The sequence below is a fragment of the Burkholderia cepacia complex sp. TUM26381 genome, assembly GCF_057439935.1.
The window spans coordinates 583,235-604,395 of record NZ_CM172008.1; the positions used below are offsets into that span (position 1 = coordinate 583,235).

The 21,161-nt window shown below is 69.4% G+C and carries 3 protein-coding genes; all 3 read right to left on the reverse strand.

From position 1 onward, the window contains the following. Positions 1-7: 7 nt before the first annotated feature. Genes ACWMMN_RS34685 through ACWMMN_RS34695 form a run of 3 tightly spaced genes read right to left on the reverse strand, consistent with a single transcriptional unit; the run spans position 8 to position 21,134 of the window. On the reverse strand, positions 8-13,414 hold the full coding sequence (locus ACWMMN_RS34685) for an amino acid adenylation domain-containing protein (protein ID WP_486424470.1): 13,407 nt from the start codon (positions 13,412-13,414) through the stop codon (positions 8-10). Beyond that, positions 13,411-16,734: a type I polyketide synthase gene (locus tag ACWMMN_RS34690; protein ID WP_486424471.1), complete on the reverse strand. Its 3,324-nt coding sequence runs from the start codon at positions 16,732-16,734 to the stop codon at positions 13,411-13,413. The genes ACWMMN_RS34685 and ACWMMN_RS34690 overlap by 4 nt, the downstream gene beginning before the upstream one ends. Continuing rightward, positions 16,731-21,134: a beta-ketoacyl synthase N-terminal-like domain-containing protein gene (locus ACWMMN_RS34695; protein WP_486424472.1), complete on the reverse strand. Its 4,404-nt coding sequence runs from the start codon at positions 21,132-21,134 to the stop codon at positions 16,731-16,733. Before ACWMMN_RS34695 ends, ACWMMN_RS34690 begins: the two co-directional genes overlap by 4 nt. Between the last annotated feature and the right edge of the window lie 27 nt (positions 21,135-21,161).

Consider the following 21,161-nt stretch of genomic DNA (forward strand, 5'->3'; position numbering starts at 1 on the left):
AGGCTCCTTAGAATGCGCTGAGTTCGACGGTCGGCTGACGGGTTTCGGCGTGCAGCGCAGGTTGTCCCAAGGTCAGGTTCCGGATGCGAACACCCGGATCGGCGAGCACTTCGCCGATGACGGACGTCAGCGCGTCGGCAAGGCCTTGCACCAGGGCCTCGCTGAACCGCCCCGCGTGATAGACGACGCTGATCGCGAGGCCCTCGGCGCGCGGCTCGGCCAGGAACCAGAAGTCCGTCGCGGCTTCCGTGTCCGCGCGTTGCGGATCGTGGTCCGGCCGCTCGGCAATGTGCACTTGTCCCGCATAGCGATCGACGGCGCCCTCGCGCTGGTTCTGCAGCGTCAGGCCGATGTCGAAGAGCGGGTTGCGTCCCGCAACGCGTTTGACGTGCAGTTCGTCGAGCAGGCGATCCAGCGGATACAGCGGATGGGAGAACGCTTCGAGGGTGGTGTCCCGCACCCGGGTCAGCAGCGTGTCGAAACGGTCGTCGCCGGCGACGCGATCGCGCAGCGCGAGCACGTTCAGGTAGGGGCCGACCTGCGCCTCGAGTTCGGGCAGCTCGCGGCCCGCGACCGGCGTGCCGACGACGATGTCCTCCTGGCCGGAACGGCGGTAGAACAGCGCCTTGATGGCGGACAGCAGCGCGACGAACAAGGTCGCGCCGTGACGCTTGCCGAGCGCATCGAGCGCCGCCGTCTCGGCGGCGGGCAGTTCGAACCGCCAGGTTTTCCAGCTCGGCGCAGCCGGCTGCTCGACGTCGCCCGGCAGTGCCAGCGCGCGCAGGCCGCCGCCCAGCTTGGCCAGCCAGTAGTCCTTCATGCGGGCGCCGTCCGGCCCGGCGAGCAGGCGGTTCAGCCAGCCGGCGTAATCCTTGTACTGGATCGAGAGGGCGGGCAGCGGATTGTCCCGACGCTGGACGAACGCGTCATAGAGCTTCGACAGGTCGTCGAGCAGCACCTCCGTGGACCAGCCGTCGCTCACGATGTGATGCATCGTGCAGAGGCAGACGTGCCGGACTTCGGACAACCTGAGCAGCTTGACGCGGAAGAGCGGGCCGGCGGCGAGATCCATCGGCGCGAGCCGTTCGCTCTCGTAGATCGAGATGACCTGGGCGTCCCGGTCCTCGGCATCCTGCAGATTGACGACCTCGACCGGGAAGGCCGCTTCGCCGGGCGGCAGCACCTGCTGGACCGGCTGATTGCCTGCCAGCACGAAACGCGTGCGCAGGATCTCGTGACGTTCGCTCAGCGCGCGGAACGCACGCACGAGCGCATCCACGTCGAGCACGCCCTCGAACAGCAGGGACGTGGGCAGCGGCCCGCCGGCCTGCCCCGCATTGAGGCGATCCTGGACCCACAGCCGGGTCTGGGCGGGAGAGAGTTCGTAGTGCGTCTGCGCCGGCAGCGGCGTCACGGGCACGTAATCGATCGGCTGCGTATCGGCGATGCGCTTCGCGAGGCCCGAAATGGTGGGGTGCGCGAACAGGCTGCGAATTTCCAGTTTCGCCTGCAGATCGCGACGGATGCGTGCGACGACCTTCGTCGCGGACAGCGAATTGCCGCCCAGCTCGAAGAAATTGGCGGTCGTACTGATGCGGGCCTGGCCGAGCACTTCCTGCCAGATGGCCGTCAACTGCGCTTCGAGCGCGTTGGCGGGCGCAACGTGGTCCGGGCCGTCGCCGGGTTCGGGCAGCCTGGCGCGATCGAGCTTGCCGTTGGGCAGGGTCTCGAACGCGGTCACGACGACGAACGCCGACGGCACCATGTAATCCGGCAACCGCTGCTGCAGATGGCCGCGTACCGCTTCGATCAGTTCGGCTTCGGGGTGCGACGCGCACAGCCATGCGACGAGTTTCGCGCCGTCGTCCACGCCGCGCACCGCCACGACGGCGGCGTCGACCAGCGGGTGCGAGGTCAGTACCGCCTCGATTTCACCGGGCTCGATGCGCAGGCCACGCAGCTTGATCTGGTGATCGATGCGGCCGAGGAATTCGATGTTGCCGTCGGGGCGGTAGCGCGCGAGATCGCCGGTACGGTAAAGGCGCGCCTGCGGGTCGGTCGAGAACGGATCGGCGATGAACTTCTCCGCGCTCAGTTCCGGTTCGCCGTGATAGCCGAGCCCGACCGGCGTGCCGCCGATCAGCAGTTCGCCCGCCACGCCGAGCGGCGTGGGCTGCATCTGCGCGTCCACGATATGAAGGCGGGCATTGGCGATGGGGCGGCCGATCGGGACGATGCGGTGCGGGTCGTCTCGCCGGCATTCCCATGCGCTCACGTCGACAGCGGCCTCCGTGGGGCCGTAGAGGTTGTACAGCCCGACGTCCAGGCGCTCGAAGCAGCGCTGCTGCAGGTCGTAGGGCAGCGCCTCGCCGCTGCACACGACGCGGCGCAGCGACGTGCAGTGCGCGTCGAGGTCCGGATGGTCGAGGAAGGCGCGCAGCATCGACGGCACGAAGTGGATCGTGGTGATCCGCTCGCGCTCGATGAGCGCGGCCAGATAGTCGGTCTCGCGCTGTCCGCCGGGTCGGGCGAACACGAGTCGCGCACCGGTGACGAGCGGCCAGAAGAATTCCCAGACGGAGACGTCGAAGCTGAACGGGGTCTTCTGCAGGACGGCGTCGTCGGCGTCGAGCGAGTAGGCGTGCTGCATCCAGAGGATGCGGTTGGTGATCGCGCGATGGGTGTTGAGCGCGCCCTTGGGGCGGCCGGTGGAACCGGACGTGTAGATCATGTAGGCGAGGTTGTCGCCGTTCAGATCGGGCTCGGGGTTGGCCACGGCGTCGAGATCGAGGCCGAGTTCGTTGGAATCGACGACGATCAGGGCGGCATCGGTATCGGGCAGCGCGGCGCGCAGATGTTGCTGGGTGAGGAGCCAGCGCAACTGCGCGTGCTCGATCATGAAGCGCACGCGCTCGGCGGGATAGTCTGGGTCGACGGGGACGTAAGCGCCGCCGGCCTTGAGGACCGCGAGGAGCGAGACGATCATGTCGAGCGAGCGCTCCATGGCGACGCCGACGAGGGCGTCGGGCCCGACGCCGAGCGCGATGAGCCGGTGCGCGAGGCGGTTGGCGCGCAGGTTGAGTTCGGCGTAGGAGAGCGTGGCGTCGTCATAGACGGCGGCGACGGCATCGGGCGTGCGCGCGACCTGCTGTTCGAACAGGCGGTGCAGCGGTTGCGCGGCGGCCTCGCCGAACTCCGTCGCGGTCCGGTTCCACTCGACGGTCAGCAGGTTCCGCTCCGCTTCGCTCGTCAACGGCAGCCGGGCAACGACGGCCGACGCATCGTCCGCGAGACGGGCGAGCAGGGTCCGGTAGATCGCGAGGAAACGCTCCACGGTGCTCTCGTCGAACAGATCGGTGTTGTAGTCGCAATCGATCAGGAGTGCCTGCCCCGAGTCGAGGACGTTGACGTTCAAATCGAACGCGGTGTGGCGGATCAGCGGGGCGACCAGGCCGACCGTCAGGCCCGGCAGGCCGGGCAGTGCCGACACGGGCTCCAGATTGAAGACCGCCGATACCAGCGGGGCGGCGTTGAGATCGCGCTGCGCGCCGATTTCGCGGACCAGCTCGGCGAACGGATAGTCCTGGTGCTCGAGCGCGTCGAGCAGGTTCTGCCGGGTGCCGGCCAGGAAGCTGGCCACGGTGGCCTGCTCGGGCAGCGTGGAGCGCAGCGGCAGCAGATGCGTGCAGTAGCCGGCGAGGCGATCGCTGCCGGCCACGGAACGGCCGGTCACCGGGATGCCGGTGACAATCTCTTGCTGGCCGGCGATGCGGTGCAGGAACAGGTTGAAGCCGGCAAGCAGCACCATGTAGAGCGTGCAGCCGTTCTGACGGGCGGCGGTGCGCAGCGGCGCGGCCGCCGCCGCGTCCAGATGCAGCGACACGCGCTTGCCGTGAAACGTCTTCACCGCGGGCCTCGGGTAGTCGGCCGGAAGGTTCAACGGTGCGGCCTGGCGCTCGCACTGCGCGAGCCAGTACGCGCGATTCGCCTTCGTTTCCGGGCTGTGGCGCTGGGTGTCGAGCTGCTTCAGGTATTCGCGAAACTGGAGCGGCGCCGCAGCCGGCGCGGCGCCGGCATACGCGCGGGCCAGATCCTCGAGCAGGATGCCGAACGTCGAGCCGTCACAGATGATGTGATGGGCCGTCATCACCAGCAGGTGACGTTCGCTGTCGACGCGCACGAGCGCGGCGCGAAAGAGCGGGCCGTTCACCAGATCGAACGGCTCGCGGCTTTCCTGGTCCCGCCACGCGTCCTGGTCCGCGTCGATCAGCGGAATCCGCAGCGTCAGCGACGGATGCACGATCTGGCCCGACCCGTCCGGCGTCACCGTCGTGCGCAGCGCCTCGTGTCGATCGACCAGGCCCTGGACGGCGGCGCGCATCGCGGCCTCGTCGAGCCGGCCCTTCAGTTCGAGGGTGGTGTTGACGTTGTAGGCCAGCGAGCCTTCGGGATCGATTTCCGACAACACCCACAGCTGGCGTTGCGCTTCGCTCAGCGCGGCGACCGTGCCGTGCTTCGAGTGCGGCCGGATGAAGCCGCCCCGGCGCAGGTCGGCGACGCTGTCCTTCACCGCGCGGATAAACCGGTCGACATCGGCATCCGTATGCGCGGTGGAGAGGAAGCAGGTGCGCCATTCCCAGATGTAGATGCCCTTTTCGAGCATGTGATAGAAGAACAGGTCCAGGTTCTCGGTGAATTCGAAACGGAACATCGAGCCGAACCACGTGACCTTGATCGGCGCCTCGGCCTCCACGAAGAACGCATTCAACGTGCCTGCGATTTGCGCGGTCCGTTCGTTGAGCGCGGCCTGCAGCGCCGGGCCTTCCTGTTCGATCTTCTCCAGCACGGCCAGCGCGGCCGCCATCGCCAGCGGGTACTGGCAGAACGTGCCGCCGAACGCGGTGCGGTCCGCGACCGGGAACGAGTGGTCGCCGTAGGTCCACATGCCGCCGTCGATGGCGTCCATGAAGCGGGTGGTGCCGGCGATGACGCCCAGCGGCAGGCCGCCGCCGATGATCTTGCCGTACGTCGCGAGATCGGCCCGGATGCCGAACATGGCCTGCGAGCCGCCCGGATGGACGCGGAAGCCGGTGATCATTTCGTCGAAGATCAGCGCGACACCGGCCTCTTCGGTGATGCGGCGCAGTTCCTTGAGAAACGCGACGGGCTGCAGGGACGGGTTGCGGCTCTGCACCGGCTCCACCATCACGGCCGCCAGGGTCGACGCCATGCCGCGAATGGCCTCGAGCGCGGCGTCGCTGCCGTAGTCGAGCAGGATCATGTTCTCGACCGAGCCGAACGGCACGCCGGGGGCGATGGTTTCCGTGACGCCTTCCGCGTTCGCCGCGGCGAGCGTGCCGTCGGCATGGCCGTGATACGAATGCGTGAACATCACGATCTTGTCGCGCCCGGTCACGGCGCGCGCGAGCCGCATCGCGGTCATGACCGCCTCGGTACCGGTGTTCGAGAACGCGACGCGATCGAGGCCGGTGACGCGGGCAAAGCGCGCGGCCACTTCGCCGACGAGGCTGGAGCGTGCGCCCAGTTCGAGCGGGCGTTGCCATTCGCGGCTGACCTGATGCTGGATGAAATCCGGCGTGTGGCCGAACAGATGCACGCCGAAGCCCATCGTGAAATCGATGTACTCGTTGCCGTCGATGTCCCACAGCCGCGAACCGGCCGCGCGCTCGCCGACGATCGGATACAGCATCTCCTTGGTCGAAAAGCGGAAGCCGACCGTGGCCCGGCTGTCGGCCAGCACCGGGCGGGACGCCTGCACCGATTCCTTCGATTTCCGGGTACGCGTCGTGTAGCGCGCGATCAGCGCTTCGAGATGCTCCTGCTGTACGGCGGACAAGCCGCGCGCCCGCTGTTCGACCGGGCTGCCCCACGGCATCATCGGCTTGGGCGGCCGGTTGTCGGTCGCGGCCGCAGGTGCCGGCGCGGGCTTCGCTGCGGGCGCGGCGGCCGGCACCGCGGTCGCGGCCTTGGCCGCGACGTTCGCAACGTTCGCGACGTTCGCGACGGCTTGCGCGGCGACCGTCGCCGGCCGGACGTCGGCGTGGCCGGTCAGCGACGTGCGCAGCAGCTCCATCTGCTGGCTCATGACGCGCGACAGCAACTGATTCTGTTCCAGCAACACGCGCTCGACCGTGGAGCCGCCTTCGGCCGCCACCCATTCCGCCGGCGCGGCGGCGAGCGGCGCCGGCACCTCCGCGGATGGCGCGAGCGCCACCGCGGACGGCTCGCCCACGGTCGCGACCACGGCCTCGGCCTCGGACGGCGCGGCGGCCGCCGGCAGATTGTCCGCGACATACTCGGCGAGCGCCTGCACCGTCGCCAGGTCTTCGAAGAAGCGACGCATGGCCAGCTTCACGCCGTACTGTTTCTCGATGTGCCGGATGGCCTCGATCAGCACGATCGAGTCGGCGCCCATTTCCAGGAACGGCAGGTCGATGTTGATGGTGGCGGGATCGGCCTGGATCAATTCGCCGATCTTGCCGCGAAGCCATTCGAGAACCTCGCCGCTACGGTCGTGGGTCGGCGTTGCAGCGATGGGTGATGCGCTTGTCTGAGTCATGGACGTGTCCGCTTTCTGAAACCAGGTACGGCTGCGTTGGAAGGGATAGGACGGCAATGCGACGCGCATGGGCGCGGGTGTTTCGGTTGCGGCCCAGGCGACATCGACGCCCCGGGCATAAAGGCTCGACAGCGTTTCGATCAGCGCTTGCTGCTCGACTTGCGGCCGCTGCAGGGCCAGGAACTGGATCCCGGCATCCGGCGCGCAGCACGCGCGGGCCAGGTTGACGAGCACCGGCTTGGGACCGATTTCGACCAGCACGTTGAAACCGGCTTCGGCGAGGCGCTCGACGCTGCTTGCGAACTGCACCGGCTCCCGGCAGTGGCGGCGCCAGTACGCGTCGGTGGGCGCCTCGTCCATCGCGGCGCCCGTGAGATTCGAATAGAACGGGATGGCCGGGCGCGCGACGGGCACGGCTTTCGCCGCGGCCTGGAAGCTGTTCAGCATCGGCTCGAGCAGCGGCGAGTGAAACGCGTGCGACGTGTTGAGCGGCACGGACCGGATGCCCTGCGCGGCAAACGCGTCGACCAGCCGTGCGATGCGCTCGCGCTTGCCGGAAATCACGATGCTGGCCGGCCCGTTGACGGCCGCCACCGCGACCTCGTGCGGACAGGCTTCGATCGCGCGCTCGACCGTGGCGAGGTCGGTGAAAATCGCCGCCATCTCGCCGTCGCGGGGCAATGCCTGCATCAACCGGCCGCGTTCGGCGATCAGCCGCAGGCCGTCTTCCGGCGAGAAGACGCCGGCCGCGCAAGCCGCCGCGTACTCGCCGACGCTGTGCCCCATCACGGCGTCGGGCACCACGCCGAACGACGCCAGCAACGTGGTGAGCGCGTACTGCAGCGAGAACAGGGCCGGCTGGCTGTAGCCGGTCTGGTGGATGTCCTCGGACGGCGCGGACAGCACCTCGAGCAACGGCTTGTCGAGCAGCGGATCGGCCACCGCGCGGCAGCGGTCGACGGCGTCGCGGAACACCGGATACGCGTCATACAGGCGGCGGCCCATGCCGGCGTATTGCGAGCCCTGACCGGTGAACAGGAACGCCATCTTCACGCGCGGCGCGGGCTGCACCGCGCCCGCAGGCTCCTTGGCCTGGAAGGCGCGCAGCTTGTCGATGGCGTCCTCGACGGACGTCACCGGCAGCGCCAGCCGGTGTGAGAAAGGCGAGCGGCCGGCCGCCGCAGAAAACGCCACGGCCGCGATATCGAGACCCGGTTCGGCTTCGAGCCGCCGCTGATAGCGCCCGGCCAGCTCGCGCAACGCCGCCGGCGTCTTGCCCGACAGCACCAACGGATGCACCTTGTGTCTCGACGGTGTCGCCCGTTGCGCCGGCACGGGGGCTTCTTCCAGCACCACGTGCGCATTGGTGCCGCTCGCGCCGAACGCGCTCACGCCGGCTCGCCGTGGCCGCTCGCCGCGCGGCCACGCGCTCGCCTCGGTGCAGATCTCGACGGGCAGCGCGTCCCACTGCACCAGCGGGTTCGGGCGGCGCAGATGCAGGTGGGCGGGCAGGCGGCCGTGGTTCAGCGACAGCACGACCTTGATGACCCCCGCGATGCCGGCGGCGGATTCCGTGTGGCCGATGTTGGTCTTCACCGAGCCGACGCGCAGCCGCCGGCTCGCGTCACGGCCTTCGCCGAATACCGTCGCCAGCGCCTGCACCTCGACGGGATCGCCGAGCGGGGTGCCGGTGCCGTGCGCTTCCACGTAATCGATGGACGCGGCGGGCAGCCCGCCCAGCGCCTGGCGGATGACGGCTTCCTGCGCGCGGCCGTTCGGTGCGGTAAACCCGCTCGATGCGCCGTCGTGGTTGACGGCCGAACCACGCAGCACGGCCAGCACGCGATCGCCTGCGGCGAGCGCATCGGACAGGCGCTTGAGCACCAGCGCGCCGCAGCCTTCACTGCGCACGAAGCCGTCCGCCGCCGCGTCGAAGGTCTTGCAGCGGCCGTCCGGCGCCAGCGCCCGCGTGCGCGACACGGCAATGGAGTTGTCCGGCGAGAGGATCAGGTTGACGCCGCCCGCGATCGCGAGATCGCATTCGCCGCTTCGCAGATTCTGGCTGGCGAGATGGATCGCGGTGAGCGACGACGAGCAGGCGGTGTCGATCGCCATGCTCGGTCCCTGCACGCCCAGTCCATAGGAGATGCGGCCGGCCGCCGTGTTGAGCGGATTGCCGGTGAAGAAATAGCCGTCGATGCCGCTGCCGCCGCCGTTGCGAAGCTGCAGGTTCGCGTAGTCGTTGGTGGTGATGCCGACGAAGACGCCGGTCCGGCTGCCCTTGAGCCCGTCGACGGGAATCCCGGCATGCTCCAGCGCTTCGTGACTGACTTCGAGCAACAGGCGCTGCTGCGGGTCCATCGCGGCCGCTTCGCGCGGCGTGATACGGAAGAAGGCAGGATCGAACTGGTCGACGTCGTCGAGGAAACCGCCGAAGCGGCAGTACAAGCGCCCCGGCGCTTCCGGATCGGGGTCGTAGTACGCGTCGACGTCCCAGCGCTCGCGCGGCACTTCGGAAATCGCATCCACGCCGTCGTTCAACAGCTGCCAGTAGGCATCGAGGTCGTGCGCGGCGCCCGGAAAACGGCAACTCATGCCGACGATCGCGATCGGCTCCGGCGTACCGGTCTCGCGGGCCGCCACGGTCGCCACGGCCGGCCGCGGCTGCACGACCTCCGTCGGCGCCGCGTGCGCGTCCGGCGTCGTGCCGGACGACTGCTCCGCCAGGAAATCGGCGAGGGCGTTGACCGTCGGATGATCGAACAGCAGCGCGACCGGCAACGGGATGCCCAGCGCCTTTTCGACGAGCGTGCGCACGTCCAGCGCCATCAGCGAATCCATGCCCATCTCGAAGAAGCCGAGATTGCGATCCAGCGCCTCCGTTTCGTAGCCGAGCACCTGGGCCACTGCGCGGTCGATGCTGTCCGCCAGCAGACGCTTGCGCTCGCGCGGCGATGCGTCGCGCAATGCCGGCATCGCCTGCGCGCCCGTGGCGGGGCCGGCCACCCGCACGCGGTCGAGGAAGGGGCGGGGCCCGCGCGCCTCGTACGAGGCCTGGAACAGCGCCAGGTCGATATCGACGACCGCCGCCTGCGGCACGGCGGGGAGGCGATCCAGCAGGTCGAGCGCGCGATCCGCCGCCAGCGGCCGGATGCCGACGCGCCGCAGCAGCGCTTCCGCCTCGGGGAACGTCATGCCGCCTTGCGCCCAGGGCCCCCAGTTCACGCTCAGGGCCGGCAGGCCCAGCGCGCGGCGATGATGCGCGAGCGCGTCGAGGAAGCGGTTCGCGGCGCTGTAGTGCGCCTGGTCGCGCGAGCCCCATGCGGATGCGATCGACGAAAACAGGATGAAGAAATCGAGCGGGAAGGGCGCGCTGTGCTGATGAAGCAGCCACGCGCCGGCGACCTTGGGTGCCAGGACCGCGTCGAGTTCCGCGCGCTCGACCTGCACGATCGGCTTGTAGCCGACGATGCCGGCCGCATGCACGATGCCCCGCAGCGGCACGCCGTCGCGCTGCAGCGCGGCGAAGAAATCGGCGACCGCCACCGGATCCGCGATATCGAGGCGCTCGCAGCGCAGTGACACATTGCGCTCGCGCAGCTCGGCGATCGCCTGCCGGCTCTCGTCGCTCGCCGCCCCTTGACGGCCGACCAGGATCAGCGTGCCCGCGCCGCGCGCCGCCAGCCATCGCGCGGTGTGCAGCCCGAGCGCGCCGAACCCGCCGGTGATCAGGTAGGCCGCGTCCGGATCGACCCGCAGCGCGGCCGTGTCGGCTTGCGCGAGCGGGCTCAGGCGTGCGACATGGCGCACGTCGCGCCGCAACGCCACCTGTTCTTCGCGGTGCTCGCCGAGCAGTTCCTGAAGCAGCGCCTGCGTCTCGTCCGCCGGCGCGGCCGGATCGAGATCGATCGCCGTGCCGAACCATTCCGGATGCTCGATCATCGCCCCGCGTGCCAGGCCCGACAAGGCAGCCTGTGCGAGCCCGGTGACGCGGGGCGCTTCGCCGGCTTCCACCGCGTCGCGCGTGACCACCGAGATCCTGGGCCCGATCGAAGGCGTCCCGGCGCGCTCGCTGCCGGCCCGCGCGTGCACGAGATGCAGCAGCGCGGTGGACATGCGCGACGTGCCTACGGCTTCGTCCAGCGCCCATAAAAAGACGATGCGCTGCCCGGGCGCGGCGGTCTCGTTCAGCAAGCGCACGAAATGGTCCGGCTGCTCGGGCGCGACCTGCCAACCCGCTTCCGCGCCACCGCCATAGTCGCGGCCGGGGCGTACCAGCGCGCACGATGCGCCGTGCGCGCGCAGCAGCGCGGCGAGCCGCTCGCCGACCCCGCTTCCGTCCGCGAAGATCAGCCACGGAGACGCGTCGGCGGCGAGCCGGGCCGGCGGCAACGCGGCTTGCTGCTCCCACACCACGCGATAGAGCGGAGGCGCGGCCGGGGCGCCGGGTTCGGCCGGGGTGAACGCGGCCCTGAGCAGGTCCGGAAAGAGGTTCAGCACGTCTTCCGGGTATTTGCCGGACGACTTGAGGTGCCGCAACGCGGCGTCGATGCTGCCGGCATCCATGCCGACGACGGGCGACGGGATCTTCTCCAGGCTGAAACGCTGCCGCTCGAACGGATAGTTCGGCAAGGTCGTGGCAGGCTGGGCCGGCGCCGGGAACAGCGCGTGCCAGTCGAATTGCCCGCCCTGCACGTACAGGGCCGCGAGTGCGTGCTCCAGTGCCTCGCCGGCGCACGGCGGCGGCAGCCAGCCGTCGGCGAGCCCCTCCGGCACGTGCGGCGCGTCGGCCTGATCCGGCGCACCGGCAAGCTGCAGCCAGTACTGCGGGTGCGTCACCTCGTCGGTCACCTCCGCGCCGAGACAGCCGGAAATCAGGCGGACCGACGGCCGTGCGAGCGGCATGTCATGAAGCGCAGCGCGCAACGCGTCGGCGTCCCGGCGGGCGGCCACGAGGCGCAGCGCGTCGGCCATGCTCACGACACCCGCCACGCAGGCCGCCACATATTCGCCGATGCCGTGCCCCGACACGACGGCCGGCCGGATGCCCCATCCCTTCCACAGTTCCGCCCACGCGAACTGGACCGCGAAACGGCCCGCGTCGGTATCGAGCGCCTCCAGCGGCACCGCGCAACGGTCGAAGGCATCGCGAAACAGCGGTTCCGATGCGTGGAGCGCGCGCGCGGCGCCGGTGCCCGGCACGCCGAACAGGGCGCCCAGGCGCAACGGCTTGCCCGTGCGCGCCACGGCCGCCGCCGCGCTCCGCCCGCCCGACACATAGGCCGCGCGAAACGGATAGTGACTCCTTCCGGTGGCGGCGGCGCGGCAGATGGCGGCCTGCTCCTGCGGCGTCGCGCCGGCGATCGTGCGCTCGTAGCGTAACGCGAGCGCCGCCAGCGCCGCTTCGGATCTGGCCGACAGCAGCAGCAACTGGCGCTGCGCCGCGTGCGCCGGTGCGACCGGCGGTTCCTCGACGATCGCGTGCGCATTGGTGCCGCTGAATCCGAACGCGCTGACCCCGGCGATTCGCCGGCGCTCGCCGCGACGCCATGCGACCGGATCGGCCGCGACGCGGATCGGGATCGCCTGCCACGGCGTATGCGGATTGGGTTGCGTGAAATGCAGGTGCGCCGGAATCCGGTCGTGCTCGAACGACAGCAGGACCTTGATCAGGCCGGCGATGCCGGACGCGGATTCGAGATGCCCGATATTGGTCTTGACCGACCCGATCACGAGCGGCTCGCTCGCCGTGCGGCCGGGACCGTAGACGCCCGCCAGCGCTTCGACCTCGATCGGGTCGCCGAGGGAAGTCCCGGTGCCGTGGGCCTCGACATAGGAGACGTCGCCCGGCGCGAGGCCAGCCTGGTTCAGCGCGCGGCGTATCACCCGTTCCTGCGAATCGCGGCTCGGCACGGTCAGCCCGCCGCCGCCGCCGCCCTGGTCGACCGCCGTGCCACGCACGATGCCGAGCACCCGGTCGCCGTCCGCGAGCGCGTCGGCGAGGCGCTTGAGCACGACCATGCCGCACCCTTCGCCGCGCACGTAGCCGTCCGCCGACGCGTCGAAGGTCTTGCAGCGTCCGTCCGGCGACAGCATGCGCGCTTGCGAGAAACTGACCATGACCTCGGGCGACAGCATCAGGTTGACGCCGCCCGCGAGCGCCATGCCGGTTTCGCGCGAGCGCAGGCTTTCGCAGGCGAGGTGCAGGCAGACCAGCGACGACGAGCAGGCCGTATCGATCGCCATGCTCGGGCCGGTGAGGCCCAGCACGAACGACAGCCGGCCGGCGGCCATGTTCAGCGCGCTGCCCGTGCCGGCATAGCTGCTCGACGGCATCGCCGCATTGGATACCTGGATCGCATGGTCGAAGCAGGTAATGCCGACGTACACGCCCGTGGCGGACTGCCGGAAGCGCTCGGGCGCGAGATGGGCATTCTCGAGCGCCTCCCAGGCCACTTCGAGCAGGAGCCGTTGCTGCGGATCGAGATAGGTCGCTTCGCGCGGCGCGATCCCGAAGAACGCCGCATCGAACTGATCGACGCGTTCGAGAAACGCGCCGTGGCGGGTCGCCATCTTGCCGGGCGCGGACGGATCGGGGTCGTAATAGCGATCGATGTCCCAGCGTTCGCCGGGCACTTCGGTGACGGCATCGCGCGCGTTGTCGAGCAATTGCCAGAACGCGTCCGGCGTATCGCTGCGGCCGGGGAAGCGGCAAGCCATGCCGATGACGGCGATCGGTTCATTGCGGTCCGAGCGCAGCGCCGCGATTTCCGCGCGCCGCTGGCGCAGTTCGTCGAGCGCGGCTTTCAGTGCATGCGTGGCCTTGGCGTTCATTGGGCGCCGATCTCCTGCGCGATCAGTTCGGAAAGGTCGTCCTCGTCGAGGTCGTCCGATGCTTCGTCGACGACAGGCGCGGGGAGCGACGGTGACAGTTCGCCGAGCACGTACTGGGCGAGCGCTTGCAGGTTCGGATAGGAAAAGAACAGCGTCGCGCGAAACGGCCTGCCGAACACCTTGGTGAGACGGTCGGTCAGTTCGAGCGCGATCAGCGAATCCAGGCCGAGATCGAGCAGCGATTGCCCGGGCGCGATGGCGTCCGGCCCGGGCAGACGCAACGTCTCGGCCAGCATCTTCGCGAGCGTGCCGGCGATGAGCTCGAGCCGCTCGCGCGACGCGCACGCATGCAGCTGGCGCAGCAATGCCGTCTCCTGCTGCGCAGGCTGCGCGGCCGGTTGCGCCAGCTCGGAAAACAACGCCGATCCGGCAGCCGGCGCATCGACCCGGAACAGCGTCGGCCAGTCGATGCGCGCGACCCCGGACTGGGCAACGCCGGACGCCATCAGCCGTTCGAGGGTCGCGATGGCCAGTTCGGGCGACAGCGTGCCCACGCCGAGCGCACCCAGCTGTTCATGCGCGCGCCGTCCGTAGTCGGTGGCGGCGTGGCCGATCTCGGCCCACGGGCCCCAGTTGACGCTGAGTGCCGGTTTTCCCTGCGCGCGCCGATGCTGCGCAAGGGCGTCGAGGAAGCTGTTCGCCGCCGCGTAGTTGCTCTGGCCCGGCATGGTGATCAGCGCGGCCATCGACGAGAACAGCACGAAATGGTCGAGCGGCAGGTCGGCCGTCAGCTCGTGCAGATACCACGCGCCATCGGCCTTGCCGCTGCCGGCGCGATGGAAGAAGTCGTCGTCCTGGCGAGTCAGCAGCGCATCGTCGAGCGTGCCGGCGAGGTGAAACACCCCCTTGAGCGGCGGCATCGAACGCGCGATTTCGCCGATCGCGTCCGCGACGTCCTCGCGACGCGACAGATCGGCGCGAATGAAGCGGGCGTCGAGCGTCTGCAGGATCTTTTCGGCGGCGGCGGAAGGCTCGCTGCGCCCGAGCAGCACGACCTTGCCGGCGCCGTTGCCGGCGAGCCAGGCCGCGAGCCGCAGGCCGAGCCCGCCGAGCCCGCCGGTCACCAGATAGGTTGCGTCAGGGTGGAACCTGACCGGCCGGTGGCTGACGAATTCGCGATTGTCGCGGGCGATGCGCGCGACGTGGCGCTGTCCGCCGCGAAACGCGATCATGTCTTCACGGCCGCCAGCCAGCACCGCCTGCACGATGTCCGTCGCCGACGGCTGCGCGGGATCGAGGTCGATCAGGCCGCCCCACAGCGGCGCATGCTCCACCGCGATCGCCCGGCCCAACCCCCACAGCGGCGCCTGCGCCACGGCGGTCGATTCGCCGTCCAGCACGTTCATCGCACCCGACGTCACCAGCCACAGACGCGCCTGCCGGGCCGACGGCGCGCGCGCCGCCAGCGCCCTGACCAGTTGCAGCACGCTCGCGCTGGCGCGCCGTCTCGCGGCGATATCGGCGGGCGCGAGATCGAGACTCCACAGATGGATGACGCCCTTCAGCGGCCGGTCGAGCGCGGGCAGCGCCGCGCTCGCGTCGGCGAACTGCAGCACACACGTATCGCCCGCGCTTTCCAGCAGGGCCGACAGTTGCGCGCCGACGCCACCGCGGTCCGCGAGAATCAGCCACTCGCCATGCGCCGAAGCGCCGGTTGCCGCTTCGACGCTCGACGGTCTCCAGACTCGCCGATAAAGCAGGGCGGCGAAGTCGTGCCGCTCGACCGCGCGCCCGGCGCGCACCTGCTGCAACCGCAGCGCATCGATCTCGATCAGCAGCCGGCCGGCGAGGTCGTGGACGCGGATATCGCCCTCCAGCGCGTGTTGCCCGGCCGGCTTGCGCAGCGTCGCGTGACTCCACGCCTGCGCTGACGACGGCGGCTGATGAACCCGTACCGCACCGATCGAACTGGGCAGGTACAGGTCGCCGGCCTCCAGCGCGTCCGGATCGATGGCGGCCGCGAGCACGCGGCTGCACGCATCGAGAAACGCCGGGTGCACCTGAAATTGCGACGACGCCAGCGCGTCGGCCGGCAGGCTGATTTTCCCCAGCGCCTCGCCGGCCGTGCGCCAGATCTGCCGGATCGCATCGAACACGCCGTCGATCTGCACGCCGTACTGCCGGATTTCGCCATTGAAGTCCGCGCCCGACGTCGTTTCGGTGCAGCGCGCCTGCACCTCGGCGGCATCGAATCTCGCCGGCTCGGCGCGCCGTTTGGGCGCGCACATTTCCCGCAGCCGGCGCAGGTGAGGAAGATTGCCCAGGATCAGCTCGACCGGCGGACCGAAATCGAGCAGGCATGCCACTTCGTCCACGCCGATCGACGCGAGGTCCTGCACCAGGTCGACGCAGGTTTCCGGCGTGCCGATGAGGCCGCGCGATTGCGCGAAGCGTTCATAGAGAAACTCGACGAATTCGTCCAGTTCGCGCGCCCCCATCGCGCGCACGTCCACCGACTGGCCACGGCTTTGCGCCAGTCCGTTCAGCAGTCCGATATTGCTGCGGATGTAGTTGCAGAACGGCGCGCGCGCCTGCTCGCGCACCCGCGTCGCATCGTCGCCGACGAACGTGTGCAGCATCACCGACACGGTGCCGGTCGCCGGGTCGAAGCCGTGCTTCGCGCGCGCCTCGCGGTAGAGGGCGATCTTGTGCGCGAGCTGGTCCCGGTCCTGGTCGAGCACGTGGGTCAGCAGGTTGGCGCCGACTTCGCCGGCGCGGACGAACGTCTGCGGATTGCCGGCGGCGGTCACCCAGACGGGCAGTTCCGGCTGCACCGGCGTCGGGTAGATGCGCAATTGCACCGGCTTGCCGACGCCATTGTTCGCATTCAGCGATCCGCCCCGCCACAGATTCCGGACGGTGCGCAGCGTGGTCAGCATGTCGTCCTGCCGGGTCGCGTATTTGTCGGGCGCGAGCACGAAGTCGTCCGGATTCCATCCGGAGGCGAACGACACGCCCACGCGGCCGTTCGACAGGTTGTCCACCATCGACCACTCTTCCGCGATCCGGATCGGGTTGTGCAGCGCGGCGACCACGCTGCCCGCGACCAGCTGCACGCGTCCGGTGACCGCGGCGAGGGCCGCGTGAAGGACGGCGGGATTCGGGTACAGCGAGCCGAATTCGGTGAAATGGCGCTCCGGCACCCAGACGCTGGAGAACCCGTTCGCATCGGCGAAGCGCGCGCTCTCCATCACGAGCTGGTACTTGTTGCCGGACAGCGCCTCTTCACTGCTGGCGAAGAACATCAGGCCGAATTTCATGCGTGGCTCCGATCCGATTCGTGAATTTCGGCACTGGCGCAGATCTGCCATGTCGCGGCAGCGCTCGTGTCCTCGATCCGGTGATAGACGGCAAACGAAAACGGCCCCCAGGACTGGCGGCTCAGCACGGTCTGCACGGCGCGCGATGCATGCGGATGCAGCGGCAACGGCGCATGCAGTGCGAGGTCCTTCAGCGTGGTATGGCCGTCGGCGCCGATCTCCGCGGTGGCCGCCAGCGCCATTTCCACATAGGCGGAATAGGGCAGTACGGGCGGCCCTTTCACGCGATGACCGGCGAGAAAGGCGGTGTCCGGCGCGTCGAGACTCGACTCCCAGATCCACGTGCCGGGCAAATGCGCGTGCTGCGCCATGCGGCGCCCGAGCAACGGATGCCGGGGCGCGCGCGGGTTGAGCCAGAAGCCGCGACGCTCGAACGGATAGGTCGGCAGCGCGAGCCGGCGGGACGGGGCGGGCTGCTCGACGGCATGCCAGTTGACCGATGCGCCGCGCACGTAAAGCTCGGCGAGCGTGTGCAGGATCGCGTCCCAGGCGGCCGCATGCGCGCCGATCTCGATGACGATGCCAGGGGTGCCCGCCGCCACGCCGTCCGGGGCCTGCGGCTCGTCCGCCAGCGAGGCCACGGCGCGATGCCCGTCGCCCGCGCTGCTGACGGCGTCCGGCGTGATGCCGAAGGACATCCACAGTTGCGCGAGCGCGCGCTGGAATGCCGTGAAGCCGGCCTCGGCCTCGGCCGCGTCCGGTTGCTGCTGCATCAGCGCGCTGAAAGCGGGGCTCGCCGCGCGCAATTGCCGAATCGCATCGGCGCTGGCGCCGTCGTCGGCGGAAAAGTGAAACGTCACTGCGGGCGGTGTGTCGGCGGCCTCGCCGGCCGACACGGCATGCAGCCGTGAACGCAACGCACCGAGACTCGATGCGACGATGGCCGCCCGCCGCGTGAAATGGGTGCGCCCGGTGTTCGCCGTCGACGCGACCTCTCGCAAGCGGACCTCGGGATGGGCGTCGAAATACGCGGCATAGGACGCCGCCAGCGCTTGCAACGCTTCGGGCGTGCGCGCGGAGAGTGTCACGACGTGCGTCGCGGGCGCCGCCGGGTCGTCTTCGACCGCTCCGGCGTGCGGCGCTTCGGACAGGATCATGTGCGCATTGGTGCCGCCGAAGCCGAACGAACTCACGCCGGCCACGCGCGGCCCGTGTTCCGGATGCCAGGGCACGACCTGCTGCGGAATGCGGAACGGCGTGTCGTCGAGCGCGATATGCGGATTGAGCGACCGGAAATGGAGGTTCGGCGGAATGGCGCGATGGTGCAGCGCCAGCGTGGCCTTGATCAGGCTCGCGATGCCCGCTGCCGATTCCAGGTGGCCGATGTTGGTCTTCACCGAACCGATCCAGCAGCGCGCTTCAGGCTGGCGCGATTCACCCAGCACGGCCGTCAGCGCGTTCAGCTCGATGGGGTCGCCCAGCGGCGTGCCCGTTCCGTGCGCCTCGACGAAGCCGATGTCCTGCGGCCGCACGCCGGCATCGCGCAGCGCGCTGCGAATCACGGCCTGCTGAGCCGGGCCGTTCGGCGCGGTCAGACCGTTGCTGCGGCCATCCTGGTTCACCGCCGAGCCGCGGATCACGGCGAACACGGTGTCGCCGTTCGCGAGCGCATCGTCGAGACGCTTGAGCAGCACCATGCCCACGCCTTCTCCGCGCACATAGCCGTTGGCATCCGCGTCGAATGCCTTGCAGCGGCCATCCGGCGACAGCATGCCCGCCTGCGTGAAGGATGCGCTCAATTGCGGCGCCAGGATCAGGTTGACCCCGCCGGCAAGCGCTGCATCGCTCTCGCCGCGCTGCAGCGCGCAGCACGCGTGGTGAACCGCGACGAGCGACGACGAACACGCGGTGTCGACCGCCCAGCTCGGGCCGCGCAGATCGAGCATGTAGGCAATGCGGTTGGCGGCGACGCTGAGCGCATTGCCGGTCGCGACATACGGGCCGACATCCGCGTCTTCGTCCTGCGCCAGCCGGACGTAGTCGGAATTGCTGATGCCGACGATGACCGCGGTGCGGCTGCCGGCGAGATGCCGGGGGACGATCCCCGCGTGCTCGAACGTCTCCCACGCCACCTCGAGAAGCAGGCGCTGCTGCGGGTCCATCGTTTCGGCCTCGCGGGCGCTGATGCCGAAGAATTCCGCATCGAACTGATCGACCTGGTCCAGCAATCCCGTGGTCGGCAGGCCGCCGGCGCGCGCGTTCGATGCGCCGACCGCGTCATGGCCTGCCAGCAGGCGCTGCCAGAATGCGTCGGGATCACGGGCGCCGGGGAAGCGGCATCCCATGCCGACGATGGCGATATCCGTGCGTGCGGCGGCAACGGGCGCGTCGTCCGACGCCGCATGCCCGGCGCCGCAGAAATGGCGCGCCAGCAGCGCAATGCTCGGGAAATCGTAGACGACGGTAGGCGAGACCGGCTGCCCGAGCCAGTCCTGCAACTCGCCCGAGAGCAGGATCGCGTCTTTCGAATCGAGCCCGAAGGTGCTGAACGGCGCGTCGGGGTCGAGCTTGCCGGGCGCGATGCCCGACAGATGCGCGACCCGCTCGATGCACCACTGCACCAGTTCCTGCGTGCCGCGCACCGCGGTGGCCGGGCGTGCGGCCTCCCGGGAGAACGAACGCCGCCATTCGCCCGCGATCGCGAGCCCCTGTTCATCGACGAAGGCCTGCCGGATTCGGCTGCGCTGGATTTTCCCGCTGGACGTGCGCAGGATCGTCGCGGGTTTCAACAGGATCGCCGCATACAGATCGACATCGTGCACTTCGGCGAGCTGGCGCCGGATCGCCGTGGCGACGGCTTCGGCATTCAGCGTGGCGAGCGCTTCGCGGCGCACTTCAGCGGCGACGACGACCCGCTCCACGTTATCGACGTTGATCGAGAACGCCGCTGACGCGGCGGGCGCCAGCGCGGGGTGGCTTGCCTCGGCCGATTGCTCGAGATCCTGCGGGTAGTGATTGCGGCCCGCGACGATGATCAGGTCTTTCAGGCGGCCGGTGACGAAGAGGTGCTCGCCATCGACGAAGCCGAGATCGCCCGTGCGCAGGTAGCGCGCGTCATCGCCGTCCAGCCTCGCGCGGAAGGTGCGCTCCGTTTCCTCGGCGCGGTTCCAGTAGCCGACGCCGACGCTCGTGCCCGTCAACCAGATTTCTCCGATTCGGCCGGGCGGGCAGCGCTGACCGGTCTCCGGGTTCACGATCTGCAGGCGATGCCCCGCCCAGGCGCGGCCGCATGAGACGAGCGCGTGGCGCTTGCCGTGCGTGCTTCTGGTCGCGACGCCTTGCGCGAGATCGTCGGCGTCGAAGTCGGCCACGAGCGGCTGCGAGCGCGCCGGCTGGCCGGAGATGAACAACGTCGCCTCGGCCATGCCGTAGACCGGGCGCATGGTTTCCGCGTGGAAGCCGCGCGATGCGAATGCGCGCGAAAAACGCGCTACCGATTCCGCACGCACCGGTTCCGCGCCGTTGAATGCCACCCGCCAGCTGCCCAGATCCAGCTGTTCGCGGGCTTCGTCCGAAATCTTGCGTGCGCACAGGTCGTACGCGAAATCCGGCGCCGCGCAATGCGTGCCGCGATACTTCGTGATGGCTTTCAGCCAGCGGTGCGGTTTCTGCACGAACGCCGCCGGCGCCATCAGCACCGACAGCACGCCGAGATAGATCGGCAACAGCACCTTCCCGAAGAAACCCATGTCGTGAAACACCGGGAGCCAGCTCACGAACACGGCCGACGCATCGGCATCGCTGGCCTCGGCGATGACCGCCATGTTGCTCAGAATGTTCGCATGACTGATCATCACGCCTTTGGGCGTACCGGTGGAACCCGATGTGTATTGCAGCAGCGCCAGCGTCTGCGGCGTGATGTCCGGCGCGCGCCATTGCTCGGCCGGTGCGTCGAAGCCCCGATCGGTCGCGAGGATCCGCAGTTCCAGCGTGTCGGAATAACCGTCCGCGCGATGCGCGATGCCGCCGAGCGTGGCTGCGTCGGTCAGCGCGACGACCGGCCCGGCGTCGGCCACGATCGACTTGAGGCGATCGGCGGGACGATTCCTGCGCGGCGGATAGGCGGGCACGCCGATCAGGCCGGCGTACAGGCATCCCACCCACGCGCAGATGAATTCCAGCCCGGGCGGATAGACCAGCAGGACGCGATCGCCCGGTTGCGCAATCTCCTGCAGGCTGGCGGCGATGCCGCGCGCGCGCTTGTCCAGGTCGCCATACGTGAGTCGGGCGAGTTCCGATTCGCCGTTATCGAGAAAAATGAATGCCGTCTTCTCCGGTTCGACCTTGCCGCGAAACTGCAGAATTTCCGTAACAGTCCTGAATTTTGTATCGGGAAGCATACTCAACCTTCGTTGTCTGCCAAACGT

Excerpts from the sequence above, each read along its gene's own strand:
- ACWMMN_RS34685 (WP_486424470.1), bottom strand. The coding sequence starts at position 13,414 with ATGAACGCCAAGGCCACGCATGCACTGAAAGCCGCGCTCGACGAACTG.
- ACWMMN_RS34690 (WP_486424471.1), bottom strand. The coding sequence starts at position 16,734 with ATGAAATTCGGCCTGATGTTCTTCGCCAGCAGTGAAGAGGCGCTGTCC.
- ACWMMN_RS34695 (WP_486424472.1), bottom strand. The coding sequence starts at position 21,134 with ATGCTTCCCGATACAAAATTCAGGACTGTTACGGAAATTCTGCAGTTT.